Origin of the sequence: Leclercia sp. S52, assembly GCF_039727615.1 — a bacterium.
Classification (GTDB): Bacteria; Pseudomonadota; Gammaproteobacteria; order Enterobacterales; family Enterobacteriaceae; genus Enterobacter; species Enterobacter adecarboxylatus_B.
In genome coordinates this window covers 1,841,847-1,867,071 of the sequence record NZ_CP152474.1, presented here as the reverse complement: position 1 = coordinate 1,867,071, position 25,225 = coordinate 1,841,847, and the positions used below count along the sequence as shown (strand labels likewise).

General features: G+C 57.6%; 19 protein-coding genes and 4 pseudogenes. 9 read left to right on the top strand and 14 right to left on the bottom strand.

From position 1 onward, the window contains the following. Nucleotides 1-58 precede the first annotated feature (58 nt). Complete coding sequence (locus AAHB66_RS08860; protein ID WP_347115923.1) at nucleotides 59-1,180, top strand: cupin domain-containing protein; 1,122 nt, start codon at nucleotides 59-61, stop codon at nucleotides 1,178-1,180. Between the two features lie 89 nt (nucleotides 1,181-1,269). Here the strand turns inward: AAHB66_RS08860 and AAHB66_RS08855 are convergent, their stop codons facing one another. Both AAHB66_RS08855 and pepT read right to left on the bottom strand, forming a co-directional pair. After that, nucleotides 1,270-1,761: a transposase gene (locus AAHB66_RS08855; protein WP_347115922.1), complete on the bottom strand. Its 492-nt coding sequence runs from the start codon at nucleotides 1,759-1,761 to the stop codon at nucleotides 1,270-1,272. 92 nt (nucleotides 1,762-1,853) lie between these two features. Further along, nucleotides 1,854-3,080 (bottom strand): peptidase T, encoded by a 1,227-nt coding sequence (gene pepT, locus AAHB66_RS08850; protein WP_347115921.1) that lies wholly within the window; start codon nucleotides 3,078-3,080, stop codon nucleotides 1,854-1,856. 248 nt (nucleotides 3,081-3,328) lie between these two features. Here pepT and potA point away from each other — a divergent pair, with 248 nt between their 5' ends. From potA to potD, 4 genes and pseudogenes are all read left to right on the top strand, one after another. Beyond that, nucleotides 3,329-4,465 (top strand): spermidine/putrescine ABC transporter ATP-binding protein PotA, encoded by a 1,137-nt coding sequence (gene potA, locus AAHB66_RS08845; protein ID WP_347115920.1) that lies wholly within the window; start codon nucleotides 3,329-3,331, stop codon nucleotides 4,463-4,465. Then, nucleotides 4,449-5,306: a spermidine/putrescine ABC transporter permease PotB gene (gene potB / locus AAHB66_RS08840; RefSeq protein WP_347115919.1), complete on the top strand. Its 858-nt coding sequence runs from the start codon at nucleotides 4,449-4,451 to the stop codon at nucleotides 5,304-5,306. Before potA ends, potB begins: the two co-directional genes overlap by 17 nt. Next, nucleotides 5,303-6,091, top strand: coding sequence for a spermidine/putrescine ABC transporter permease PotC (gene potC / locus AAHB66_RS08835; protein ID WP_347115918.1), 789 nt, complete (start codon nucleotides 5,303-5,305; stop codon nucleotides 6,089-6,091). Before potB ends, potC begins: the two co-directional genes overlap by 4 nt. Beyond that, nucleotides 6,091-7,138: pseudogene (potD, locus tag AAHB66_RS08830) on the top strand (spermidine/putrescine ABC transporter substrate-binding protein PotD). Before potC ends, potD begins: the two are co-directional and overlap by 1 nt. A 93-nt stretch (nucleotides 7,139-7,231) precedes the next feature. On the opposite strand, the gene cobB reads toward potD, so the two are convergent. The 5 genes and pseudogenes from cobB to lolC form a co-directional block, all read right to left on the bottom strand. Beyond that, nucleotides 7,232-8,053, bottom strand: a complete 822-nt coding sequence (gene cobB, locus AAHB66_RS08825; protein WP_347115917.1) for a Sir2 family NAD+-dependent deacetylase — start codon at nucleotides 8,051-8,053, stop codon at nucleotides 7,232-7,234. 15 nt (nucleotides 8,054-8,068) lie between these two features. Further along, nucleotides 8,069-8,981 (bottom strand): annotated as a pseudogene (nagK, locus tag AAHB66_RS08820) (N-acetylglucosamine kinase). Nucleotides 8,982-9,035: 54 nt separating this feature from the next. Next, nucleotides 9,036-10,280 (bottom strand): lipoprotein-releasing ABC transporter permease subunit LolE, encoded by a 1,245-nt coding sequence (gene lolE, locus AAHB66_RS08815; protein WP_347115916.1) that lies wholly within the window; start codon nucleotides 10,278-10,280, stop codon nucleotides 9,036-9,038. Further along, a complete protein-coding gene (lolD, locus tag AAHB66_RS08810; protein WP_347115915.1) occupies nucleotides 10,280-10,981 on the bottom strand; it encodes a lipoprotein-releasing ABC transporter ATP-binding protein LolD in 702 nt (233 codons plus the stop codon). The genes lolE and lolD overlap by 1 nt, the downstream gene beginning before the upstream one ends. Further along, nucleotides 10,974-12,173, bottom strand: coding sequence for a lipoprotein-releasing ABC transporter permease subunit LolC (gene lolC, locus AAHB66_RS08805; protein ID WP_347115914.1), 1,200 nt, complete (start codon nucleotides 12,171-12,173; stop codon nucleotides 10,974-10,976). The genes lolD and lolC overlap by 8 nt, the downstream gene beginning before the upstream one ends. 271 nt (nucleotides 12,174-12,444) lie before the next feature. On the opposite strand from lolC, the gene AAHB66_RS08800 reads away from it, so the two are divergent. From AAHB66_RS08800 to AAHB66_RS08790, 3 genes are all read left to right on the top strand, one after another. Beyond that, nucleotides 12,445-13,518 (top strand): acyltransferase family protein, encoded by a 1,074-nt coding sequence (locus tag AAHB66_RS08800; protein WP_347115913.1) that lies wholly within the window; start codon nucleotides 12,445-12,447, stop codon nucleotides 13,516-13,518. Between the two features lie 119 nt (nucleotides 13,519-13,637). Then, a complete protein-coding gene (gene mfd, locus AAHB66_RS08795) occupies nucleotides 13,638-17,084 on the top strand; it encodes a transcription-repair coupling factor (RefSeq protein WP_347115912.1) in 3,447 nt (1,148 codons plus the stop codon). Between the two features lie 154 nt (nucleotides 17,085-17,238). Further along, nucleotides 17,239-18,192 (top strand): L,D-transpeptidase family protein, encoded by a 954-nt coding sequence (locus AAHB66_RS08790; RefSeq protein ID WP_347115911.1) that lies wholly within the window; start codon nucleotides 17,239-17,241, stop codon nucleotides 18,190-18,192. 63 nt (nucleotides 18,193-18,255) lie between these two features. Here the strand turns inward: AAHB66_RS08790 and bhsA are convergent. Further along, a pseudogene (gene bhsA, locus AAHB66_RS08785) lies at nucleotides 18,256-18,514 on the bottom strand (multiple stress resistance protein BhsA). Between the two features lie 241 nt (nucleotides 18,515-18,755). Between bhsA and AAHB66_RS08780 the strand changes: the two are divergent. Beyond that, on the top strand, nucleotides 18,756-19,391 hold the full coding sequence (locus tag AAHB66_RS08780) for a TetR/AcrR family transcriptional regulator (protein ID WP_347115910.1): 636 nt from the start codon (nucleotides 18,756-18,758) through the stop codon (nucleotides 19,389-19,391). A 482-nt stretch (nucleotides 19,392-19,873) separates the two neighbouring features. On the opposite strand, the gene AAHB66_RS08775 is transcribed toward AAHB66_RS08780, so the two are convergent. The 6 genes and pseudogenes from AAHB66_RS08775 to lpoB all read right to left on the bottom strand — a co-directional run bounded on the left by AAHB66_RS08775 (nucleotide 19,874) and on the right by lpoB (nucleotide 25,220). Then, nucleotides 19,874-20,413 carry a glycine zipper 2TM domain-containing protein gene (locus AAHB66_RS08775; RefSeq protein WP_032617569.1) on the bottom strand — a complete coding sequence of 180 codons (540 nt, stop codon included), beginning with the start codon at nucleotides 20,411-20,413 and terminating at the stop codon, nucleotides 19,874-19,876. Between the two features lie 198 nt (nucleotides 20,414-20,611). After that, nucleotides 20,612-21,916 carry an NAD(P)/FAD-dependent oxidoreductase gene (locus AAHB66_RS08770; RefSeq protein ID WP_347115909.1) on the bottom strand — a complete coding sequence of 435 codons (1,305 nt, stop codon included), beginning with the start codon at nucleotides 21,914-21,916 and terminating at the stop codon, nucleotides 20,612-20,614. A 233-nt stretch (nucleotides 21,917-22,149) separates the two neighbouring features. After that, nucleotides 22,150-22,692 (bottom strand): alpha/beta hydrolase YcfP, encoded by a 543-nt coding sequence (ycfP, locus tag AAHB66_RS08765; RefSeq protein WP_103179108.1) that lies wholly within the window; start codon nucleotides 22,690-22,692, stop codon nucleotides 22,150-22,152. A 34-nt stretch (nucleotides 22,693-22,726) separates the two neighbouring features. Further along, nucleotides 22,727-23,752: a beta-N-acetylhexosaminidase gene (gene nagZ, locus AAHB66_RS08760; RefSeq protein WP_347115908.1), complete on the bottom strand. Its 1,026-nt coding sequence runs from the start codon at nucleotides 23,750-23,752 to the stop codon at nucleotides 22,727-22,729. 11 nt (nucleotides 23,753-23,763) lie between these two features. Further along, nucleotides 23,764-24,589: pseudogene (gene thiK / locus AAHB66_RS08755) on the bottom strand (thiamine kinase). Further along, entirely contained in the window at nucleotides 24,570-25,220 is a 651-nt protein-coding gene (gene lpoB, locus AAHB66_RS08750) for a penicillin-binding protein activator LpoB (protein WP_347115907.1), read from the bottom strand. Before lpoB ends, thiK begins: the two are co-directional and overlap by 20 nt. Between the last annotated feature and the right edge of the window lie 5 nt (nucleotides 25,221-25,225).

The following is a 25,225-nucleotide window of genomic DNA, read 5'->3' as shown; positions in this document are numbered from 1 at the left end:
CGCAGGTCGCTGAGCTTCCGTTATAATCCGAGTCAGTAAAAGCCTGCGGAATATAAAAATGGATTATCAATTAGCTCTTAACTGGCCCGACTTTATCGAACGCTACTGGCAAAAACGCCCGGTCGTTCTGAAACGCGGCATTACCAATTTCGTCGATCCGATCTCGCCCGATGAGCTGGCCGGCCTGGCCATGGAGAGCGAAGTCGACAGCCGCCTCGTCAGCCATAACGAGGGCAAATGGCAGGTCAGCCACGGCCCGTTTGAAAGCTTCGATCACCTGGGCGAGAACAACTGGTCCCTGCTGGTGCAGGCGGTCAACCACTGGCACCAGCCCGCCGCAGCTCTGATGCAGCCGTTCCGCGCCCTGCCCGACTGGCGGATGGACGATCTGATGATCTCCTTCTCCGTGCCGGGCGGCGGCGTTGGCCCGCATCTGGATCAGTATGACGTGTTTATCATTCAGGGTACCGGCCGCCGCCGCTGGCGCGTGGGCGAGAAGGTGCCAATGAAGCAGCACTGCCCGCATCCTGACCTGCTGCAGGTGGATCCTTTTGTTGGCATCATCGACGAAGAGCTGGAGTCGGGCGATATTCTCTATATTCCGCCAGGCTTCCCGCATGAGGGCTACTCCCTTGAGAACTCGATGAACTATTCGGTGGGCTTCCGTGCACCAAGCGGGCGCGAGATGATCAGCGGGTTTGCCGATTATGTTCTGCAGCGCGAGCTGGGCAGCCATCGCTTCAGCGATCCGGATGTCCCTGCCCGTGAGCACCCGGCCGATATCCTGCCCGAAGAGCTGGATAAACTGCGTGGGATGATGCTGGATCTGATCAACCAGCCGCAGCATTTCAACCAGTGGTTCGGCGAGTTTATCAGCCAGTCCCGTCACGAGCTGGACGTCTCCCTGCCGGAGCCGCCGTATCAGCCGGATGAGATTTACGATGCGCTGCAGCAGGGTGACAAGCTGGTGCGTCTGGGTGGCTTGCGCGTCTTACGCATTGGCGAAGAGGTATACGTCAATGGCGAGCAACTGGACTCCCTGCACCGTCCGGCCGTGGAAGTGCTGGCCAGCCATACGGTACTGACGGCCGACAAGTTCGGTGATGCGCTGGAAGATCCGTCCTTCCTCGCCATGCTGGCGGCGCTGGTCAACAGCGGGTACTGGTTCTTCGAGGACTGAGTCGTTTTATTGCCGGGCGGCACTGCGTTTGCCCGGCCTACAACACCGTACCGTAGGCCGGGTAAGGCGTAGCCGCCACCCGGCATTTTTTACCGGCGCTCTCCTGCATCAAAAACCTCTATCTCCCCCGCCCAATCTTCTGGATAGCGCCCTTCCCGCACGTCACGATGAAAGGTGGAATAGGGCCAGTCTTTTACTCGCCTGACATAGCCATGTTTTAACGGGTTGATATAGATGTAATCCGTATGCCTGCGCAGGTCATTTTCATCCCGGATGGTGTGTTCCCAGAAGCGCGGCTGCCAGATGCCTGACATCCCTAGCGCACGGGTGAAGGTCTTTTTAATGTCCCGCCAGCGGCCAGAGTAGTCAGTGTCGTCTTCGGGCAACGTCCAGATACAGTGCATATGTTCGGGCAGGATCACCCAGGCGTTAATCAGAAAGAGTTTTACGCGTTTAACACATTGGGTCGCCGTGCGAAGCGTATCGATATGGCGCGTGAGCAGATCGCTGCGCCTGTTTTGCAGGTTAACGGTGAAAAACCAGGTCCCGCCCGGCACATAATGACGACGGTAGTTTGACATATGAGGTTCCCTCCCCATTAGTGGCAATGCCGGGCGGCACGTTGTTTGCCCGGCCTACGTGTAGGCCCGGTAAGCGTAGCGCCACCGGGCAATTACCGCTGCTTCGCGGTTAACTCGGCAATCCGCACGATCACCTGCACCGCTTTCTCCATCCCCTCGAGGGTCACGAACTCGTGCTTGCCGTGGTAGTTGTAGCCGCCGGTAAACAGATTCGGGCATGGCAATCCCATAAAGGAGAGCTGCGCACCGTCGGTGCCGCCGCGGATCGGTTTTAGCTGCGGTTCGACCCCGCAGTCGCGCATCGCCTGCTGTGCCACCTCAAGAATGTACGGATGCTCGATCACCTTTTCATGCATATTGTAATAGCTGTCTTCAATGATCAGCTCAATGTAGCAATCCGGGTGCAGCCCTTTGCCCACCTTTTTGGCGATATCCATCATCCTGCGTTTACGCGCTTCAAACCCGTCGCGGTTAAAATCGCGGATGATGTAGTGCATGTCCGCGCGATCGACCGTCCCTTTGATGCTGGTGAGGTGATAGAAGCCCTCATAGCCCTCTGTTTGTTCCGGGCTTTCGTCTGCCGGGACTTCGGCATGAATGCGGGCCGCCAGCGACAGGGCATTCACCATTACCCCTTTCGCCGTGCCCGGATGGACGTTGTTGCCAACGATGCGAATATTGACCGACGCCGCATTGAAATTCTCAAACTCCAGCTCACCCACGCCGCCGCCGTCCACGGTATAGGCCCAGCGGGCATCGAACGCCTCTACGTCGAAATGCTTCGCCCCTTTGCCCACCTCTTCGTCCGGGGTAAAGGCGACGCGGATATCACCGTGCGGCACCTTGTTGTGCTTAAGCACCGCCAGCGCGGTCATGATCTCGGCCACCCCGGCTTTATCATCGGCACCGAGCAGCGTTTTGCCGTCGGTGGTGATTAGCGTCTGCCCGAGCAGCTGGTGTAACACCGGGAACATTACCGGAGACAACACCTCGTCGCCGACCCCCAGCGCAATATCGCCGCCGCGATAGTTCTCAACAATCTGCGGATTCACGTTTTTACCGCTAAAATCCGGTGAGGTATCAACATGGGAAATAAAACCAATGGCCGGAATATCGCCGCTCACAGTGGCGGGGAGCGTCCCCATTACCGTCCCTTTTTCACTTAACGTGACGTTGACCAGACCCAACTCTTCCAGTTGCGTCTTTAACAGCTGTAACAGTTTCCATTGTCCTTCGGTGCTCGGCACCTGACGGACACCCGGTTTAGATTGGGTATCCAGCGATACGTACTGTAGAAAACGCTCAAGTAATTTATCCATGCAGTCACCCTCACTTTTTGTGACAACATTATCAGTAAGCATCAAAACCCAAATATTGCGTCAGGTCACTTTTATCCCGTAAACGAGAATATTTCCGTTTTTCGCTGCGTTCGCTAATAAATGTAGCTTATCAATGGGTAACAAGGATTGGCGATTACAGCGTATTCCCGTAGAATGTCCGCCCTCATTACGTTTCACCAAGGTGGCTAACCACAAACCCCGCTGCGATAAGTCTCTGCAGCGTCGATATGGGACTGAATCAAAAATTGAATACACAACCAGCTTCACTGTCACCGTTGGTGCAACTGGCCGGAATTCGTAAAAGCTTTGACGGAAAAACCGTCATTTCCGACCTCGATTTGACCATCAACAACGGCGAATTTCTTACGCTGCTTGGCCCGTCGGGCTGCGGTAAAACGACAGTGCTTCGCCTTATCGCCGGGCTGGAAAACGTCGATCACGGCCATATTCATCTTGAAGATCAGGATATTACTCAGGTTCCTGCTGAACACCGTCACGTCAATACCGTCTTTCAAAGCTACGCCCTGTTCCCGCATATGACGGTTTTCGAAAACGTCGCCTTTGGCCTGCGGATGCAAAAAACCCCTGCCAGTGACATCGCGCCCCGCGTCACCGATGCCCTGCGCATGGTGCAGCTCGAAGCGTTCGCCCAGCGCAAGCCGCACCAGCTGTCGGGTGGGCAACAGCAGCGCGTCGCCATCGCCCGCGCGGTGGTCAATAAGCCGCGTCTGCTGCTGCTGGATGAGTCCCTGTCCGCACTGGATTACAAGCTGCGCAAGCAGATGCAGAACGAGTTAAAGGCCCTGCAGCGTAAGCTCGGGATCACCTTTGTCTTTGTCACCCACGATCAGGAAGAGGCGCTGACCATGTCAGATCGCATCGTGGTGATGCGCGACGGTAAAATCGAGCAGGACGGCACCCCGCGTGAGATCTACGAAGAGCCGAAAAACCTGTTTGTCGCCAGCTTTATTGGCGAAATCAATATCTTCAGTGCTACCGTTATTGAACGCCTCGATGACCAGCGGGTGCTGGCTAATGTCGAAGGCCGCGCCTGCAACATCTTCGTCAACTTTGCCGTGGAGCCTGGTCAACAGCTCAACGTTCTGCTGCGCCCGGAAGATCTGCGCGTCGATGAGATCCACGACGAGACCGAAGCGGAAGGGTTGATCGGCTATATCCGCGAGCGTAACTACAAAGGGATGACCCTCGAGTCGGTGGTTGAACTGGAAAACGGCAAGATGGTGATCGTCAGCGAGTTCTTTAACGAGGACGATCCTGATTTCGACCACTCGCTCAATCAGAAAATGGTTATTAACTGGGTAGAAAGCTGGGAGGTTGTGCTGGCTGATGAAGAACACAAGTAGATTCCAGAATGGGGTGATCGCCACTATCGTCGGTTGGCTTGTGTTATTTGTCTTTTTACCCAACCTGATGATCATTGCCACCAGCTTTTTGACCCGCTACGACGCCCATTTCGTCTCGCTGGTCTTTACGCTGGATAACTACGCGCGCCTGCTCGATCCGCTCTATTTCCAGGTGCTGCTCCATTCCCTCAATATGGCGCTAATAGCCACCCTTGCCTGCCTGATCCTCGGCTATCCCTTCGCCTGGTTTCTGGCAAAGCTGCCGCAGAAGGTGCGCCCCCTGCTGCTGTTTCTGCTGATTGTGCCCTTCTGGACCAACTCCCTGATCCGCATTTATGGCCTGAAGATCTTTCTTAGCACCAAGGGCTATCTGAATGCGTTTCTGCTGTGGCTGGGAGTCATCGACACCCCGATCCGCATTATGTTTACCCCCGGGGCGGTGATTGTCGGGCTGGTCTATATCCTGCTGCCGTTTATGGTCATGCCGCTCTACTCCAGCATTGAGAAGCTGGATAAACCCCTGCTGGAGGCGGCAAGAGATCTGGGTGCCAGCAAGCTGCAGACCTTTATTCGCATCATCATCCCGCTGACTATGCCTGGGATCATTGCCGGCTGCCTGCTGGTGATGCTGCCGGCGATGGGGCTGTTCTACGTCTCCGACCTGATGGGCGGCGCGAAGAACCTGCTGATCGGCAACGTCATCAAGAGCCAGTTCCTCAACATTCGCGACTGGCCGTTCGGCTCGGCCACCAGCATCACCCTGACGCTGGTAATGGGCCTGATGCTGCTGGTCTACTGGCGTGCCTCGCGCTTGCTTAACAATAAGGGTGAACTCGGATGATCGGTCGACTGCTCCGCGGCGGTTTTATGACCGCCATCTATGCGTATCTCTACATTCCGATCATTATTCTGATCGTTAACTCCTTTAACAGCTCGCGCTTTGGCATCAACTGGCAGGGGTTTACCACCCAGTGGTACAGCCTGCTGATGAACAACGACAGCCTGTTGCAGGCGGCGCAGCACTCGCTGACGATGGCTATCTTCTCGGCCACCTTCGCCACCCTGATTGGCTCCCTGACCGCGGTGGCGCTCTACCGCTACCGTTTTCGCGGCAAGCCCTTCGTCAGCGGGATGCTGTTTGTGGTGATGATGTCTCCGGATATCGTGATGGCTATTTCGCTGCTGGTGCTGTTTATGCTGCTGGGGGTGCAACTGGGCTTCTGGTCGCTGCTCTTCTCGCACATCACCTTCTGCCTGCCGTTTGTGGTAGTGACGGTCTACTCCCGTCTGAAGGGCTTTGATGTGCGGATGCTGGAAGCGGCGAAAGATCTGGGTGCCAGCGAAATGACCATCCTGCGCAAAATTATCCTGCCGCTGGCGATGCCCGCCGTGGCCGCGGGATGGCTGCTGAGCTTTACCCTGTCGATGGATGACGTAGTGGTCTCGTCGTTTGTCACCGGGCCGGGCTATGAAATTCTGCCGTTGAAGATCTATTCAATGGTGAAAGTCGGCGTCTCACCGGAGGTGAACGCGCTGGCGACCATTCTGTTGATGTTATCGCTGGTTCTGGTGATCGCCAGCCAGCTTATTGCTCGTGATAAAACAAAATCTCAGGGGACGTATTAATGAAAAAATGGTCACGCCACCTGCTCGCGGCAGGCGCTCTCGCAATGGGTATCAGCGCTGCGCACGCGGACGACAGTAAAACGCTCTACTTCTACAACTGGACCGAGTATGTGCCGCCTGGCCTGCTGGAGCAGTTCACCAAAGAGACCGGCATCAAGGTGATTTATTCCACCTACGAGTCGAATGAAACCATGTATGCCAAGCTCAAGACCTATAAAGAGGGCGCCTACGATCTGGTGGTTCCGTCGACCTATTTCGTCGACAAGATGCGCAAAGAGGGAATGATCCAGAAGATCGACAAATCGAAGCTAACCCATTTTTCAAACCTCGATCCGGAGATGCTCAACAAGCCGTTTGACCCGAACAACGACTACTCCATTCCGTACATCTGGGGGGGCGACGGCGATCGGGATCAACAGCGAGGCCATGGATCCTAAAACGGTCACCCGCTGGGCGGATCTGTGGAAACCGGAATACAAAGGTGGACTGCTGCTGACCGACGACGCGCGCGAAGTGTTCCAGGTAGCGCTGCGTAAACTGGGCTACTCCGGCAACACCACCGATCCGAAAGAGATTGAAGCGGCGTATCACGAGCTGCAAAAACTGATGCCAAACGTTGCGGCCTTCAACTCCGATAACCCGGCGAATCCGTATATGGAAGGGGAAGTCAACGTGGGGATGGTGTGGAACGGTTCGGCGTACGTGGCGCGTCAGGCCGGTACGCCGCTGGAAGTGGTGTGGCCTGAAGAGGGCGGGATCTTCTGGATGGACAGCCTCTCTATTCCGGCCAACGCCAAAAATGTCGACGGTGCGCTGAAGCTGATTAACTTCCTGCTACGCCCGGATGTGGCAAAACAGGTGGCTGAGACCATCGGCTATCCGACGCCAAATCTGGCCGCCCGCAAACTGCTGAGCCCGGAGGTGGCGAACGACAAGTCGCTCTATCCGGATGCGGCAACCGTCAGCAAAGGCGAGTGGCAGAACGACGTCGGCGATGCGAGCCGTCTGTACGAAGAGTATTACCAGAAGTTAAAAGCGGGTCGTTAAGTCCGGCGACAACGCCCGGTGGCGCTGCGCTTACCGGGCCTACAATGGCATAAACCGTAGGCCGGGCAAACGCAGTGCCGCCCGGCGTTTTTTCTACAAACCTTTCAGAAGCTTATCCACAAACTCTGGCACCACTTCGCTGGCCAGTCCGTAGGTTTTCTCTTCAAACTCGCTGCCCACCTGGCTCGGCTCCAGATTCAGCTCCACCGTGTGCGCCCCGTGCAGCTTCGCCTCGTGGACGAATCCCGCCGCCGGATAGACGTGCCCGGAGGTGCCAATGGCGATAAACACATCCGCCATCGCCAGGGCGCTGTAGATCTCATCCATCCCCAGCGGCATTTCGCCGAACCAGACCACGTGCGGACGCAGCGGGGACGGAAACTGACAGCAGTGGCATTTGTCATCGAGGGTGACATCGCCGGTCCAGTTAAACACCTGGCCGCTGCCGGAACAGCGCACCTTCAGCAGTTCGCCGTGCATATGGATCACGTTCTGGTTACCCGCACGCTCGTGCAGGTTATCGATGTTCTGCGTCACCAGCAGAAAACGATCTCCCAGCGCCTCCTCCAGCCTGGCCAGCGCCAGATGCGCCGCGTTAGGGGCAATCTCCGGCGACTGCAGCTGACGACGGCGGGCGTTGTAGAACGCCTGCACCAGCTGCGGATTGCGGGCGAAACCTTCCGGCGTCGCCACATCTTCAACGCGATGTTCTTCCCACAACCCGTCGGTGGCGCGGAAGGTTCGAATGCCCGACTCGGCGGAGATCCCCGCCCCGGTCAGGACCAACACTCTAGGCTTTTCCATCAATTCTGGCAGTGCCCCATCCTGAAAGAAAATTCGCTGGCGTAAGCGTTCACGCAAGCGGCGTTTGTTTTTGCGAAAACGGCTGAGTCGATGTGACCGACGCGACAGCATAGTAACCTCGTATGACTAACGGGTGAGATGGAGGAACGCGGCACCGCGCATCCCGCCGGCATCGCCATGGCGAGCGCGCTCAATGCGCGGCACGCGGGCGACCGGCAACAGATGACGCGGCAACCGACCGGATAACCGCTCGGCGATGGCCGTAAAGTTTGATAATCCTCCGCCGATCACCAGCAGGTCAGGATCGACAATGGTCAGGATGTTGCCCAGACACACGGCAAGCAGATCGAGATAGCGCTCCACGTGCTCAATGGCCTGTTCATCACCCTGCTCCCACAGCGTAATGATTTCTGGCGCCTGTCGTTTTTGATGATAGAAGTGTTCATACAGCCACGCAAATCCGCCCCCCCGAGAGGTAATTCTCGATGCAGCCGTGCTGGCCGCAGCCACAGCGGATCAGCGGGAAATCGCGCCCAACCACCTCCAGCGCATCCACCGGCAGGCGAATATGGCCGAACTCGCCAGTGATATAGCTGCGTCCGGTGACGGGTTTCCCGTCAACGACGATCCCGCCGCCCACGCCGGTGCCGAGGATCAACCCCATCACCAGCGGATACTGCTGGAACTCATCATCCCAGGCTTCGGAAAGGGCAAAACAGTTGGCGTCGTTGTCGAGGCGCACGTCGCGCTCGAGGAGTCTGCTCAGGTCGGCGCGCAGCGGCTTACCGCTGGCGGCAGGGACGTTGGCGGCATACAGCGTGCCGTCGTCGGTTTCCGGCATCCCCGGAATGCCAATGCCCACCGAGCCCTTCACGCCGAAGCGGTCATCTGCCTGGGCCACCAGCGCGGCAATGGCGGTTAAGAATTCATCGTAGCTTTCGCGCGGGGTGGGAACCCGGGTTTCCCACTGCAATTTCAGGTTGGTATCGAATACGCCCAGCGCAATTTTGGTGCCGCCAATATCAAATCCGTAATACATAGTGCATTCCTCTTTCTGATATAGCGGCCCTACGACCGCTACACCATGACGTAATTACTGGCCACTTAGTACCCTCGCCGGATCAATTCGGCTTGCGCGACGCGCCGGATACCAGCTTGCCAGCAGACTCAGTAAAAGTGCTGTAACCAGCACATAAAAAACGTCCAGCCAGTGCAGTTCAGACGGCAGGAAGTCAATAAAATAGATATCGCCCGACAGGAACTGATGGCCAATAAGGGCCTCAAGACCGTTGATAATCGGGGTCAGCTGCAGCGAAACCACCACGCCGATGACCACGCCGCACAGGCTGCCAAATAGCCCCGCCAGCAGACCATACCAGACGAAAATGGCACGAATAAGACCGTCTTTAGCCCCGAGGGTACGCAGCACCGCGATGTCGCCGCTCTTGTCTTTCACCGCCATCACCAGGGTGGAGACGATGTTGAAGCAGGCCACGCCGATCACCAGCACCATCGCCAGGTACATGATGGCGCGGATCATCTGGATATCACGATACATATAGCCGTAAGTGCCGATCCAGCTCTTGATGTAGACATAGCTGTTGGTCACTTCTCCGGCGTCGCGCACCAGCTTGTTGGCGTTAAAGACGTCGTTAACCTTGATGGCGATCCCGGTGACGCTGCTGCCCATATCGAGATACTGGCGCGCATCTTCCAGCGGCACCATGGCAAAGCTGTGATCCAGCTGGCCGCTGAGCTGCAGAATACCGGTCACGTGCAGACGCACGCGCTTCGGCTGCTGGAGCTTATGATCGGCGCTGGCATTCGGGATCATGATTGACACCCAGTCGCCCTGCTTCACCTTCAGCGCATCGGCCACGCCCTTGCCGATAATAATCTGCTGATCGCCCGCTTTAAAGTTGGCCCAGGCATCCTTCTGGATAAACTGCGGCAGCGCGCTGAGTTTCTCTTCCTGACGCGGGTTAACCCCTTTCACCTGGATGGCGCGCAGGTTTGCCCCGCTCTCCACCAGCCCGGTAAAGTTGATGTACGGCGCGGCGGCGGCAATGCCTTGCACCTTTTCCACCTTGTTCAGGGCGTCGTTCCAGTTATTCCACGGCTGGTTGACCGGCTCAATTTCACCGTGCGGCACCACCGCCAGAATACGGTTGTTCAGCTCACGCTCGAAGCCGTTCATGGCGCTGAGACCGACGATCAGCACCGCCACCCCCAGCGCAATGCCGATGGTGGAGATAACAGAGATCAGCGACACCATGCCGCCGCGACGACGACCCCGGCTAAAACGCAGGCCGATGAGTAACGATAACGGTGAAGCCATCAATCCGCTCCCATCAGCGTCAGCTCGGTATTCAGGTGACCATCACGCATCTCCAGCTGGCGGGACATACGTTTTGCCAGCTGCAGGTCGTGGGTCACCACCAGAAACGCGGTGCCCTGGGAGGCGTTTAGCTCCCCGATGAGCTGGAAGATGCTGTCGGCGTTGCGGGCGTCGAGGTTACCGGTCGGCTCATCCGCCAGCACCAGGCGCGGGTTGTTGACCAGCGCACGGGCAATCGCCACACGCTGGCGTTCGCCGCCGGAGAGTTCAGACGGACGATGATTGCCGCGATGGCCAAGGCCGACCGCTTTCAGCATATCGCTGGCGCGGGCGTTGATTTCAGCCGGTTTCTTTTTGCCAATCAGCAGCGGCATCGCCACGTTTTCCAGCGCCGTAAAGTCCGGCAGCAGGTGGTGGAACTGATAAATAAAGCCCAGCTCGCGGTTACGCAGATCGGCTTTGGCGCTCGATGACATTGAACTCAACGGCGTGCCGGAGAAAACCACATCGCCGGAGGTCGGGGTATCCAGCCCGCCGAGCAGGTGCAGTAAGGTACTTTTCCCGGAACCGGAGGTGCCAACGATCGCCATCATCTCCCCTTCCCCGACGTTGAAGCTGACATTGTGCAGGACGTCCGTCTGCACCGTGCCTTCCTGATAGCGTTTGCACAGGTTGTCGCATTGCAACAGGATCTTATTCATAACGTAAAGCCTCAGCGGGTTGGGTGGCGGCAGCGCGCCATGAAGGATAAAGCGTGGAGAGTAAGGCAATGACCATCGCCACCAGGGCGATACCCACGACCTGCAGCGGCTCAATGGCCACCGGCAGCGCCGCGCCGTCGAGCAGCGCGCCGATGATCGGCATCAGATTGTTCAGCTGGCTGGCGAGCAGGGTACCGAGTACCGCCCCCAGCAGCGCACCGACAATCCCGGCGCTGGCACCCTGGACCATAAACACCGCCATGATTTGCCGCGGCGTGAGGCCCTGGGTTTGCAGGATCGCCACCTCGCCCTGCTTCTCCATCACCATCAGGCCAAGCGAGGTAATAATGTTAAACGCGGCGACCGCCACAATCAGGCTCAGCAGCAGGCCCATCATGTTCTTTTCCATGCGCACGGCCTGGAACAGCTCGCCCTTACGTTCGCGCCAGTCCTGCCATTTGGTGCCTTCCGGCAGGGTCTGCTGGCTCAGAACATCGACTTTCAATGGCTCGTTGAGCCACAGACGCCAGCCGGTGATATTTCCGGCCGGGTAGCGCATCAGGCGTGATGCGTCCTGGATATTGACCAGCATCTGATAGCCGTCCACTTCGCTATTAGCGGCGAAGGTGCCGATGACGTTAAACAGGCGCTGGCTTGGCAGACGCCCCATCGGGGTGAACTGGCTGGCGGAAGGAACCATCACCCGCAGCTGATCGCCGCGGTTGACGCCGAGCTGGCCGGCAAGCTGTTCGCCGAGAATGACGTTGTACTGGCCGGCGGCCAGATCGCTCTGTTTGACGTTGACCAGATACGGCGTGAGAGGGTCTTTTTGCGCCGGGTCGATACCGAGCATTACCCCGACCGCCACGCTGCGCGCGCTCTGCAGCACCACGTCACCGGAGGTGATTGGTGCCACGCGGCTCACGCCCTGCAGCTTAACGGCGCTTTCTGGCAGCTGCTGCGGATTGACCGACCCGTTGCTGGAGGAAAGAATGGCCTGCGGCATCAGCCCCAGAATGTTATTTTGCAGCTCGCGCTCGAAGCCGTTCATGACGGAGAGAACCGTCACCAGCGCCATCACGCCAAGCGTAATGCCAATGGTTGAAAGCCAGGAGACAAAGCGACCGAAACGGTCCGCGGCGCGCCCACGCATATAACGTAAGCCTATGAATAGTGCGACAGGTTGGTACATGAAATCCGTCTGTTTGCTGGTAGCAGACCCACGAGTATATAAGCGAATCCGCTAAGGGTAAATGACTGATACCCGAAGCTTTGCTAATCAATTGTCCGAAAAATCAGGTCAAATCAAGGCAGTAACCGCTGCCTGGCCTTCTCCTTTATTACCGCGCTCTTTGCAGTTTTTCTGAAAATCGTCCGCTTACAGACTCTTACCCGTTACAACCCGCCAGCCGCTCAACACACTTACCCCTTTCGATGACGATAACAACAGGACCCGGTAAGCGATGAAACAAAAAGCACTATGGATTAACCAGATAAAAGGGCTGTGTATCTGCCTGGTGGTAATTTACCACTCGGTGATCACCTTTTATCCCCATCTTGAGGCGCTGCACGCTCCGCTTTCGGTGCTGCTCGCCAAATGCTGGGTGACGTTCAATCTTTATCTCGCCCCCTTCCGCATGCCGGTGTTCTTCTTTATTTCGGGGTATCTGGTGCGGCGCTATATTGATGAGGTGGACTGGAAAACCTGCCTCGACAAACGGCTCTGGAGCATTATCTGGGTGCTGGCGCTGTGGGGCATATTGCAGTGGCAGGCGCTGACGCATCTCAATGCCTGGCTGGCACCGGAGCGGGATCTTAATACCGCGTCGAACGCCGCCTATGCCGACTCGCTGAGCGGCTTTATCACCGGGATGCTTACCGCCAGCACCAGCCTGTGGTATCTCTACGCCCTGGTGGTCTATTTCACCCTCTGCAAACTGCTGAGCCGCTGGAAGCTGCCGCTTATCGGGCTGCTGGCGCTGGTCAGCATCGCGATCAACTTCCTGCCGCTGCCGTGGTGGGGGATGAACAGCGTGGTGCGCAATATGATCTATTACAGCCTCGGCGCCTGGTACGGGGTGCAGCTGATGGCGTGGATGCAGGCCCGGGTATGGCGCCGTGACGCGCTGGCGGTGGCGGCGTTCGGGGTGGTCTCCGTCGTGCTGTGGTTTGTGGGCGTTCCCCTGCCGCTGTCGCTGCTGTCTATCCTGCTGATCATGGCCCTGTTCTATCGCCTTGAGCAGCGCTTCACCGTTGGGCCTGACAACCTGCTCAACGTGGTTGGCTCGAACACCATTGCCATCTACACCACCCACCGCATTCTGATCGAGGGGGTCAGCCTGTTTATGATCCACCAGCTGAACAGTGGAACCTGGCCGGTGTGGGCAGAGCTGACGCTGGTGCTGTTGTATCCCTTTGCCAGCCTGCTGGTCTGCACCCTGGTGGGGCTGGGGGCGCGTAAGCTCTCCACTGCGCTGACCGGGGATTTCTTCTTTACGCCGCCTGCCCGCCTGACGCCGGTTCAGGCCACGCGCTAGCGCCCCTGCGGGGGCCTCTTCACGCTGTGTGCGGTTACGGTTTGCTAATGTAAAACGATCAAGGATAATAAAGACATTGTGTTTCAGTGATATGCCCAATAAGAGATCCTGACAAAGCCATGCCTGAACAATATCGTTTTTCCCTGCCCGGCAAAGCGGGCGACCAACGCCAGTTGGGTGAACTGACCGGGGCAGCCTGCGCCACGCTGGTTGCGGAAATCGCAGAGCGCCATCAGGGACCGGTGGTACTGGTCGCGCCGGACATGCAAAACGCCCTGCGCCTGCATGATGAGATCCGCCAGTTTACCGATCAGCTGGTCACCAGCCTGGCTGACTGGGAGACTCTGCCCTACGACAGCTTCTCCCCGCACCAGGAGATTATCTCCTCGCGTCTCTCCACGCTCTATCAGCTACCCACCATGCAGCGCGGCGTGCTGATTGTGCCGGTGAATACCCTGATGCAGCGCGTCTGCCCGCACAGCTATCTGCACGGGCATGCGCTGGTGATGAAAAAGGGCCAGCGCCTGTCGCGGGATGCCCTGCGCGTCCAGCTCGACAGCGCGGGCTATCGCCACGTGGATCAGGTGATGGAACATGGGGAATACGCCACCCGCGGCGCCCTGCTCGATCTCTTCCCGATGGGCAGCGCGCTGCCGTATCGCCTGGATTTCTTCGATGACGAAATCGACAGCCTGCGCCTGTTTGACGCCGACACCCAGCGCACGCTGGAGGAAGTGGAGGCCATCAACCTGCTGCCGGCGCACGAATTTCCGACCGACAAAACCGCCATCGAGCTGTTCCGCAGCCAGTGGCGCGATAAGTTTGAGGTCAAGCGCGACGCCGAGCATATCTATCAGCAGGTGAGCAAAGGCACCCTGCCGACGGGGATCGAATACTGGCAGCCGCTGTTCTTCAGCGAGCCGCTGCCCGCCCTGTTCAGCTACTTCCCGGCCAATACCCTGGTGCTGAATACCGGCGATCTCGAGGCCAGCGCCAACCGTTTTGAGAGCGAAACCCGCGCCCGCTTTGAGAATCGCGGCGTGGATCCGATGCGCCCGCTGCTGGAGCCTGAGCTGCTGTGGCTGCGCACCGACGAGCTGTTCAGCGAGCTGAAACGCTGGCCGCGTATGCAGCTCAAAACCGAAAACCTGCCGGATAAAGCCGCCAACACCAATCTGGCGTATCAGCCGCTGCCGGACCTCGCCGTGCAGGCGCAGAATAAATCCCCGCTGGATAACCTGCGTAAATTCCTCGAAGCCTTTACCGGCCCGGTGATCTTCTCGGTCGAAAGCGAAGGCCGCCGCGAGGCGCTGGGCGAGCTGCTCAGCCGCATCAAAGTGGCGCCGAAGCGGATCCTGCGTCTGGACGAGGCCAGCGGCACCGGGCGCTATCTGATGATTGGTGCCGCCGAGCACGGCTTTATTGATACGATCAATAATCTGGCGCTGATCTGCGAAAGCGATCTGCTGGGTGAGCGCGTAGCGCGCCGTCGCCAGGACAGCCGCCGCACCATCAACCCGGACACGCTGATCCGCAACCTGGCGGAGCTGCACCCCGGCCAGCCGATTGTCCATCTCGAACACGGCGTGGGTCGATACGCGGGAATGACCACCCTCGAAGCAGGCGGCATCAAGGGCGAGTACCTGATGCTGATGTATGCCAACGACGCCAAACTCTATGTGCCGGTCTCCTCCCTGCATCTGATTAGCCGCTACGCGGGCGGCGCGGAAGAGAATGCGCCTCTGCATAAGCTCGGCGGTGACGCCTGGGCGCGGGCGCGGCAGAAAGCGGCGGAGAAGGTACGCGACGTGGCGGCAGAGCTGCTGGATATCTATGCCCAGCGCGCGGCCAAGTCCGGCTACGCCTTTAAGCACGACAAAGAGCAGTATCAGCTGTTCTGCGACAGTTTCCCGTTTGAAACCACCCCGGACCAGGCCCAGGCGATCAATGCCGTGCTCAGCGACATGTGTCAGCCGCTGGCGATGGACCGGCTGGTATGCGGCGACGTGGGCTTCGGGAAAACCGAAGTGGCGATGCGCGCCACCTTCCTCGCGGTCGAGAACAACAAGCAGGTGGCGGTGCTGGTACCGACGACCCTGCTGGCCCAGCAGCACTACGATAACTTCCGCGACCGCTTTGCCAACTGGCCGGTGCGCATTGAGATGCTGTCCCGTTTCCGCAGCGCCAAAGAGCAGGCGCAGATCCTGGAGCAGGCCAGCGAGGGCAAAATCGACATTCTGATCGGCACCCACAAGCTGCTGCAGAGCGACGTGAAGTGGAAAGACCTGGGGCTGTTGATCGTTGACGAAGAGCACCGTTTTGGCGTGCGCCACAAAGAGCGGATCAAAGCGATGCGCGCCGATGTCGATATCCTGACCCTCACCGCCACGCCTATTCCGCGTACGTTAAACATGGCGATGAGCGGCATGCGCGATCTGTCGATTATCGCTACCCCACCGGCCCGTCGTCTGGCGGTGAAAACCTTTGTCCGTGAATACGATAACCTGGTGGTGCGCGAGGCGATCCTGCGTGAAGTCCTGCGCGGCGGCCAGGTCTATTATCTCTACAACGACGTGGAGAATATTCAGAAAGCGGCCGACCGGCTGGCGGAGCTGGTGCCCGAGGCGCGGATCGCCATCGGCCACGGGCAGATGCGCGAGCGCGAGCTGGAACGGGTAATGAACGACTTCCACCACCAGCGGTTTAACGTGCTGGTCTGCACCACCATCATTGAAACCGGGATCGATATTCCTACCGCCAATACCATCATTATTGAGCGGGCGGATCACTTCGGCCTGGCCCAGCTTCACCAGCTGCGCGGTCGCGTCGGGCGTTCCCACCATCAGGCCTATGCCTGGCTGATGACCCCGCATCCGAAAGCGATGACCACCGATGCGCAAAAACGTCTCGAAGCCATCGCCTCGCTGGAAGATCTGGGTGCCGGCTTTGCGCTGGCGACTCACGACCTCGAGATCCGCGGCGCGGGCGAGCTGCTGGGTGAAGATCAGAGCGGATCGATGGAGACCATCGGGTTCCAGCTGTATATGGAGCTGCTGGAAAACGCCGTCGATGCCCTGAAGGCAGGGCGCGAGCCGTCGCTGGAAGATCTCACCAGCCAGCAAACGGAGGTGGAACTGCGGATGCCGGCCCTGCTGCCGGATGACTTTATCCCGGACGTGAATACCCGTCTGTCGTTCTATAAACGCATTGCCAGCGCCAAAGACGAAGCCAGTCTGGATGAAATCAAAGTGGAGCTGATTGACCGCTTTGGTTTATTGCCGGATGCGGCGCGCAACCTGCTGGATATCGCCCGCTTACGCCAGCAGGCGCAGAAGCTGGGGATCCGCAAGCTGGAGGGGAATGACAAAGGCGGCATGATTGAGTTTGCCGAGAAGAACCATGTCGACCCGATGTGGCTGATTGGCCTGCTGCAGAAGCAGCCTCAGCACTACCGCCTGGACGGCCCGACGCGTCTGAAATTCACTCAGGATCTGGCGGAACGAAAAATCCGCATGGAGTGGGTGCGCAACTTTATGCGCCAGCTGGAAGAGAACGCCGTCGCCTGACCCCTTGCCGGGCGATCCTGCCATCGCCCGGCCTCATTTCCCCGTGCAATTTACAACTCTTTGCAATCCGCCTGGATTTCCCGACACGTCCATTCGCCATAATTATCAATTAACTTTCAAATATTAATAATCTTTATTGCTATGGATTCTGGTGATGATGACGACTTCGCGTTTTACCCGTTGGATATCGGTAGTTGCGCTGCTCTCGACCCTGGCGCTTGCCCTGCCCGCACAGGCCAATACCTGGCCCCTGCCCCCGGCGGGTAGCCGTCTTGTGGGCGAGAACCGCTTTCATGTGGTGGAAAATGACGGCGGCTCGCTGGAAGCGATTGCCAAAAAATATAACGTCGGCTTTCTGGCGCTGCTGCAGGCTAACCCCGGCGTGGACCCTTATGTACCCCGCGCAGGCAGTGTGCTGACCATCCCGCTGCAGACCCTGCTCCCCGATGCGCCACGGGAAGGTATTGTGATTAACCTTGCCGAACTGCGTCTCTACTATTACCCGCCGGGTAAAAATGAGGTTACGGTCTACCCGATCGGCATTGGCCAGCTGGGGGGCGACACCCTGACGCCAACCATGGTGACCACGGTGTCGGACAAACGCGCCAACCCCACCTGGACCCCGACCGCTAATATCCGCGCTCGCTATAAAGCCCAGGGCATCGATCTGCCTGCGGTCGTGCCTGCCGGGCCGGAAAACCCAATGGGGCATCATGCGATCCGCCTTGCGGCCTACGGTGGTGTCTATCTGCTGCACGGTACCAACGCCGATTTCGGTATTGGCATGCGCGTGAGTTCCGGCTGCATTCGCCTGCGGGATAATGACATCGAGACGCTTTTCCGCGTCATCCAGCCTGGCACCAAAGTGAATATCATGAATACGCCGATCAAGGTGTCAGAAGAGCCTGGCGGCGTGCGGCTGGTGGAGGTGCATCAACCGCTGTCGAAGCAGCTGAATGACGATCCTCAGACCCTGCCAATTGTGTTGAATGCCGCCCAGCAGGGTTTCAAAGCCAGCTCAGACGAAAGGGTAATGGAGCGTGCGATGGAAGCGCGCTCGGGGATGCCGGTGGATGTGACCCGACATCCGGAAACTCAGGCGCTATAAAAAAACGCCCTGCATTTGCAGGGCGTTTTTTTCGCAGTGGCATTAATGAGGGTTAAGCCATGCTTATTTGTAGATCACCGCAGTACCGTGCAGATTGTTCGGGCCGGTAACGGAGGTGATACGGTAAGATTTAGCACCCATTTCATCCGCTTTTTGTGCTAACTGGCTTTCCAGTGAGCCCAGGTTAGTCCCGGCGTTAGCAGAGATGGTACCCACTTTTTTGTTGATCTGCAGGGGTAGACTGGACCTGCACAGCGGCGAAGCTGGTAAAAGAGAGTGAGCTTAGTACGGCAGCGGCGATCAGTGTTTTTACGTTTTTCATGTTATGAACCTTATGCAAGTGTTGGGGAGGTCGCAAGCATTAACTTAACGATCGATAACTAAATGATAAATGTGATCTGCATCACGGTCAAATTATTTTTATAACGATCGTTAAAATAAAATTAAAAGCGTTTAAATTCATATTGATATGATGAAATTAATTTTATGAATTCAGCGCTGGCTGCAAGAAGGGATTATTTTTATAATGGTCATTCAACAAACCAACTGAGGTACAACGGCTCATGACAACCGATGACACGAGTTGCGCGAAGAAAAGCCGTGGCCGACCAAAAGTGTTCGACAGGGAAGCGGCGCTGGATAAGGCCATGACGCTGTTCTGGCAGCATGGGTATGAAGCAACATCGCTGGCCGACCTCGTCGCTGCGACGGGAGCCAAAGCACCTACGCTGTATGCAGAATTTACCAATAAAGAGGGGCTGTTCCGTGCGGTGCTGGATCGCTATATCAGCCGTTTCGCCGCTCGCCATGAAGCGCAACTGTTCTGTGAGGAAAAGCGTGTCGAAGACGCCCTGAGGGACTACTTCACCGCGGTGGCGACCTGCTTTACCAGCAAAGATACGCCCGCGGGCTGTTTTATGATTAACACGTCAGCGACGCTGGCGGCGTCGTCAGAAGAGATTGCCCATACGGTCAAGTCTCGCCACGCGATGCAGGAAGAGACGCTGTGCCGATTTTTACAGCAGCGCCAGCTGCGCGACGAGATCCCCGCCCACTGCGATCCGCACAAACTGGCCCAGTATCTGAGCTGCATATTGCAGGGGATGTCCATCAGCGCCCGGGAAGGTGCCAGCCTGGAAAAACTCCAGACCATCACGCAGATCACCCTGCGCCTGTGGCCTGAACTCCTGAAAGCCTGATCTGCAGGGCGGCCTGCCGCCCTGCTCCTGCCCCACTTTCAGACAAATCCGTTTAAAGATAGGTAAAATCTATCACCGTATCTCTGCCGCTTGCTATCCTTAACGGGTGATTATTGATGTGCTAATGATTAGGCGCATGGGTCATAACGGAGCTGTTCTGGCTATTCACATTCAGAAGGAGAATAAAATGATTTTGCTATTACCATTTTTTAAGGTGTTAATAGTCATTACATTGTTATTCGGTCTCTGGGTCTTATGTGGTGGGTCAGTTTTATTTGCTTTTCTTTCCGTACTGATAACAGGATTTATGTTGCTGCGCCAGTATCACGAATTTGACCTGTAACCACTGGTACCCTGCTGTATCCCTAAGAAAGGCCTTATTGCCGCGGCAATTCCCGCAGGCGTTAAGGTCTTTTTTTATGGACAAAAAAAAGCTCCCCAGCCTGAGCGAATGGGGAGCTAAATGCAGAGAACAGATTTTTTTATGCTTTGTTATTCAGTACCAGCTGACCATCACCGTTAAGCGGAATTTGCGTGCCGGGATCTTTATCCATGCGGATCTTGCCCTGCTGATCGCCAATTTTGTAGGTTACATCGTAGCCGAGCATCTTTTCTGATTTGTCATACACCGTCTTACAACGCTGCTGCGTCGTGGTGTAGGTGTCGCGCTCCTGCAGGGCTCCCTGAGCCTGGTTGCCGGCATAACCGCCGCCAAGCGCGCCCACGACCGTTGCGACATCTTTACCGCGTCCGCCACCAAACTGGTGACCAATCACGCCGCCCGCCACCGCACCCAGCACGGAACCGGCAATGCGGTTTTCATCCTGCACCGGACGACGATGCGTCACCGTCACGTTGCGGCACTCCTGGCGCGGGGTTTTTACCGTCTCTTTAATCGGTGTCGCCGAAACGACCTGCGCATATTGTGGGCCACGTTCAAAGACATTAAGACTGGCAACTGCCGCCACGCCTAACGCGGCAACCACGCCAATCCCTATACCTGCCACCATGGATTTATTCATGGGACAACCTCCTTTTTATTGCTATTGGTAACAATTCTGCAACCAAAGCGGGTCATTAGCAAATCAGATAAGGGAGCAAAAATGTGGGAAGAAGCGGGAAAACAGCGTGATTAGGAGAACTCTTAGGCCTGTGAGGGGTAATTAGCAGTGTGATATGCTAAAAAAAGCCCCTCCGGCCAGTGCGGAGGGGCAAGGGATTTAGTGCAGTTTCAGTCGCGGTCGGATCACGCGGTTGATGCTGCCCACCAGCATCATCAGCCCGGTTTTGAAGTAACCGTGCAGCGCAACCTGGTGCATACGGTACAGCGAGATATAGACGAAGCGCGCGATGCGCCCTTCTACCATCATCGAGCCGCGCATCAGGTTACCCATCAGGCTGCCGACGGTGGAGAAGTTAGAGAGCGACACCAGGGAACCGTGGTCTTTATAGACGTAGTTCTTCAGGGTTTTGCCTTTTGCCTGCGCCAGAATGTTATGCAGCGCCAGGCTGGCCATCTGGTGAGCGGCCTGAGCGCGCGGTGGCACAAAACCGCCTTCCGGGCGAGCACAGGAGGCACAGTCGCCAATAGCGTAAATGTCCGGGTCGCGGGTGGTTTGCAACGTCGGCTCCACTACCAGCTGGTTAATGCGGTTGGTTTCCAGACCGCCGATCTCTTTCATGAAATCAGGCGCTTTGATGCCCGCCGCCCAGACCATCAGATCGGCTTTGATGTGTTCGCCATCTTTGGTGTTCAGGCCATGCTCATCGGCGCTGGTCACCATGGTTTGGGTCAGCACGCGCACGCCCATCTTGGTCAGCTCGCTGTGGGCTGCACCAGAGATACGCGGCGGCAGCGCAGGCAGAATACGCTCGCCCGCTTCCACCAGGGTGACGTTCAACGCCTCGTTAGTGAGCCCTTTATAGCCGTAGCTGTGCAGCTGTTTCACCGCATTGTGCAGCTCTGCAGAGAGCTCAACGCCGGTCGCGCCGCCGCCAACGATGGCGATGTTCACCTTGCCGCTTGCGCCGAGGTTATTGGAATACTTCAGGAACAGGTTCAGCATCTCCTGATGGAAACGACGCGCCTGATGCGGGTTGTCGAGGAAGATGCAGTTCTCTTTCACGCCCGGGGTGTTGAAGTCGTTGGAGGTGCTGCCCAGCGCCATCACCAGCGTGTCATACGCCAGCTTGCGCTCCGGCACCAGCAGTTCGCCCTTCTCATCGCGCAGCTCGGCCAGGGTAATGGTTTTGCTTTCACGGTTGATATCCATCACCGAGCCCAGCTGGAACTGGAAGCCGTGATTGCGCGCATGCGCCAGATAGCTCAGCGCGTCAACGCCCTCATCCAGAGAACCGGTCGCCACTTCGTGCAGCAGCGGTTTCCACAGGTGGCTGTGATTGCGATCGACGAGCGTAACTTTGGCTTTTTTACCGCGCCCAAGCTTCTTCCCCAGCTGCGTCGCCAGCTCCAGACCGCCGGCACCACCACCCACAATCACTATCTTTTTCAATGGCGTAGTCAACGTGACCCCCTAAATTATTAACCAATTGTTAACTAAAAGTTATGAAAATAACCTTTAGTTAACAACAGGTTACAGCACTGAAACCATTCAACGGACATGAGAATAACATGTTCGGTGCATTGGTCATACCAAAATTGATATGCATCAAGTTTTGCCGCCTGAAATTTACACAAGCTTAGCAAAAAGAGAGCCCGGCTCACTTAAGGTGGCCGGGCTCTGGGTGAAATCAGGAATTAACCTAAAGTCTTGAACGCTTTGATGCGCTGCAGATGGGGGGCGATATTCTTGAACTTATGCGTCTGCTCTTCATCCCAGACAATTTCATAGTAGTGGTGCAGCAACTCTGCGGCGCGCGGGCTGTTCAGCGCCTCGTCGTTGCGGGAGAGGATCACCAGACAGCGATCGCGGTTCTTCTCGCGAAAGTTGCTCACGCACTTGGTGGCGATATCGACGTACTCTTCCGGCCGATCGATCTTGCCTTCCATGTTCTCGTTCGGGAACAGGTTAGGGTTGAAGACCACCTGGCGAATATCGCACAGGAAGCCAATGCGCTCCGCCCAGTATCCGCCGAGGCCGACGCCGCAGATCAACGGACGCTCATCGACGTTCAGCTGCAGCATTTTGTCCACTTCTTTCAGCAAATGCTGCATATCATGCTTCGGATGACGCGTGCTATAGCTAATCAGCCGCACATCCGGATCGATAAACTGCAGCTGCAGTACTTTCTCATGATTACCGGGACTGTTCGAATCAAAACCGTGCAAATAGATGATCATCGTATCCTCGCCACACTACGCTTGCCAGGAGGGGTTACTGCCCCGCTTTATGCGCTTGCCAGCGCTCATGAAGCGCTTCAAGCTGCGCATTCATGGTTTTCCAGCGTGCTGTATCCCGCAGCTCCTGACGGCTAAAAGAACCTTTATGATACAATTGTGTAACACGTTCAGCCTTGATCGGCGACAGGTTATCTAACACGCTGACCGCGCCTTTACGATTATTGCAGACCAGGATCATATCGCAACCCGCGTCCAGCGATGCCTGACCGCGTTCTGCGTAGCTGCCCATGATCGCCGCCCCTTCCATCGACAAATCGTCCGAGAAAATCACGCCGTTAAAGCCCAGCTCCTGACGCAGGACGGTTTTCAGCCAGTGCGGCGAGCCGCTGGCCGGACGCGGATCGACATCGGTGTAGATCACATGCGCAGGCATGATGGCGTCGAGCTTGTTGTCGGTGATGAGCGATTTGAAAATCGACATATCCCGGGCGCGGATCTCCGCCTGCGGACGCGGGTCGCGCGGAGTCTCTTTATGGGAGTCCGCCGTCACGGCGCCATGGCCCGGGAAATGTTTGCCGGTGGTTTTCATGCCGGCCTCGTGCATCCCGTCGATAAAGCGGGTCGCCACCTGCAGCGCTTTCTGTGGATCTTCGTGGTACGCACGCTCGCCGATAGCGGCGCTGATATGGCCCACGTCCAGCACCGGGGCGAAGCTGATATCAATGTCCATGGCGATCATCTCGCTGGCCATCAGCCAGCCGGCCTCCTGCGCCAGTTTGCCGCCCTCTTCCAGGCCGAGCAACGCCGCAAACGACTGGGCTGCAGGCAGACGGGTAAAGCCGTCGCGAAAACGCTGCACGCGGCCGCCTTCCTGATCCACCGCCACCACCAGACGGTGATGCGAAGCCTCGCGGATCTGGCGCACCAGCTCCCGTAGCTGCGCCGGATCGTGATAATTGCGCGTAAACAGGATCAGGCCACCCACCAGCGGATGCGCCAGAATTTCGCGCTCCTCCGCATCCAGCTCATAACCTTCCACATCCAACATGACCGGACCCACACGAACCTCTCTTATTCTGTTGTTTCTAACTGGCGCCAGATTTCATCGGCCAGCGCAATAAATTGTTTGTCTTGTGATTGTTGCCAGCGCAGCTCAAACCAGCCTGCCATCAGCATCAGCACCCAGGGGCGCCAGCGTTTCACCTGTCGTTGCAGCCGGGACATTTCAAGCTGAGCCATCTCGCCGTAGGCGGCGAGCAGCTGCTGACGCTCGGCGTCACTCTCTGTCCAGACGCTGGCCAGCTCCAGCGCAACGTCGCCGTCGCCGGCATATTCCCAGTCCAGCAGCCGGACGCCATTCGTGGTATGCACAATATTACCCGCATGAACGTCCATATGCAGCGGCACCAGGCGCAGCGGGCGCGGCTCCCCCCCGTTTTTGCAGCCGCTTATGCCATCGCAGCCATAGGGGTGTGCGCCGGGAGGGCGAGGCCTGCAGCCAGTACTGCTCCAGCAGCGGAGCCAGAGTGATGCGCCAGCCAAATCGGGGCTGTCGATGCAGATGATACAGCATCGCAGCCAGCGCGGGTGCGGCGGGTAACCTGGTTTTGATCTCACCGGGCAGATAATCGACCGCTATCCAGCCAGGACTGTAAAAATGCGGCTGGGGAGCAATGTCGGCGGGAAGATGGCGTAGCGCATGGTACTGGCGGCGAAAATGCGCTGGCGTGGCCAGCGCGGCGTGATACTGCCGCAGCACCAGCCGCCGCCCGGCATGCTCAATAATGCAACTCGCGCCGCTCAACCCGGTGTGGGTCTGCGGCGCGACAAGGCGATACTGCGGGAAAAAGCGCGACAGCAGCGTGTCGCGCGTCAGTTTACTGTTGCTGAACTGCACCTTTACCTGACCAGATAATTTCACCTGTCTGAACCAGCATCAGCTGCATTTGCAGTGCTGGCGAGTTGACGTTGCCGGTCGCGCTGGAGTAGAGCACATACTGCGCCCCTACGTTGCGGGCAATGCCGATAGCTTTACTGCGCGAGCCCAGGCTGTCCTGCGGAGAAAGGCCTAACTGCTGTTTGGCCACCGCCAGCTGCTGCGCGGACACCAGGGTAAATTTGCCGTTGTTCGCCAGCGCATTGCGCAGCGTTTCAGTGGCTTCCCCGGCGTTCAGACTGCCGTTGGTACGGTTGTTGACGCTGTCCACCAGCAGCACGCTGCCCGCGGTGACGCCCTGGGCCTGCAACATCTTAGCGACCATCGGCTGCATCGCGCCGTTCCAGTCGTAATGACGTTCACGTGGCGCAGGCTGCGCCGTTTCTTCCTGATGCTCGATCGGACCTGGCTGTTCAGGTACGGACGGCACGGTAGGCACGGTTGGCACCGGCTGTGTAGGCTGGACCGGCTGTTGTGCGCCAGGTTTCACCTCTTCGACCGGTGCAGGCGGCTGCTCGGTACGGTTGATACATCCCGAAAGGAACAGTGCAAAAGCCGTGACCAGCGCGTAACGACTGAAATTTTTAATCAAGGATC

Excerpts from the sequence above, each read along its gene's own strand:
- AAHB66_RS08860 (WP_347115923.1), top strand. The coding sequence starts at position 59 with ATGGATTATCAATTAGCTCTTAACTGGCCCGACTTTATCGAACGCTAC.
- AAHB66_RS08855 (WP_347115922.1), bottom strand. The coding sequence starts at position 1,761 with ATGTCAAACTACCGTCGTCATTATGTGCCGGGCGGGACCTGGTTTTTC.
- pepT (WP_347115921.1), bottom strand. The coding sequence starts at position 3,080 with ATGGATAAATTACTTGAGCGTTTTCTACAGTACGTATCGCTGGATACC.
- potA (WP_347115920.1), top strand. The coding sequence starts at position 3,329 with ATGGGACTGAATCAAAAATTGAATACACAACCAGCTTCACTGTCACCG.
- potB (WP_347115919.1), top strand. The coding sequence starts at position 4,449 with ATGAAGAACACAAGTAGATTCCAGAATGGGGTGATCGCCACTATCGTC.
- potC (WP_347115918.1), top strand. The coding sequence starts at position 5,303 with ATGATCGGTCGACTGCTCCGCGGCGGTTTTATGACCGCCATCTATGCG.
- cobB (WP_347115917.1), bottom strand. The coding sequence starts at position 8,053 with ATGCTGTCGCGTCGGTCACATCGACTCAGCCGTTTTCGCAAAAACAAA.
- lolE (WP_347115916.1), bottom strand. The coding sequence starts at position 10,280 with ATGGCTTCACCGTTATCGTTACTCATCGGCCTGCGTTTTAGCCGGGGT.
- lolD (WP_347115915.1), bottom strand. The coding sequence starts at position 10,981 with ATGAATAAGATCCTGTTGCAATGCGACAACCTGTGCAAACGCTATCAG.
- lolC (WP_347115914.1), bottom strand. The coding sequence starts at position 12,173 with ATGTACCAACCTGTCGCACTATTCATAGGCTTACGTTATATGCGTGGG.
- AAHB66_RS08800 (WP_347115913.1), top strand. The coding sequence starts at position 12,445 with ATGAAACAAAAAGCACTATGGATTAACCAGATAAAAGGGCTGTGTATC.
- mfd (WP_347115912.1), top strand. The coding sequence starts at position 13,638 with ATGCCTGAACAATATCGTTTTTCCCTGCCCGGCAAAGCGGGCGACCAA.
- AAHB66_RS08790 (WP_347115911.1), top strand. The coding sequence starts at position 17,239 with ATGATGACGACTTCGCGTTTTACCCGTTGGATATCGGTAGTTGCGCTG.
- AAHB66_RS08780 (WP_347115910.1), top strand. The coding sequence starts at position 18,756 with ATGACAACCGATGACACGAGTTGCGCGAAGAAAAGCCGTGGCCGACCA.
- AAHB66_RS08775 (WP_032617569.1), bottom strand. The coding sequence starts at position 20,413 with ATGAATAAATCCATGGTGGCAGGTATAGGGATTGGCGTGGTTGCCGCG.
- ycfP (WP_103179108.1), bottom strand. The coding sequence starts at position 22,692 with ATGATCATCTATTTGCACGGTTTTGATTCGAACAGTCCCGGTAATCAT.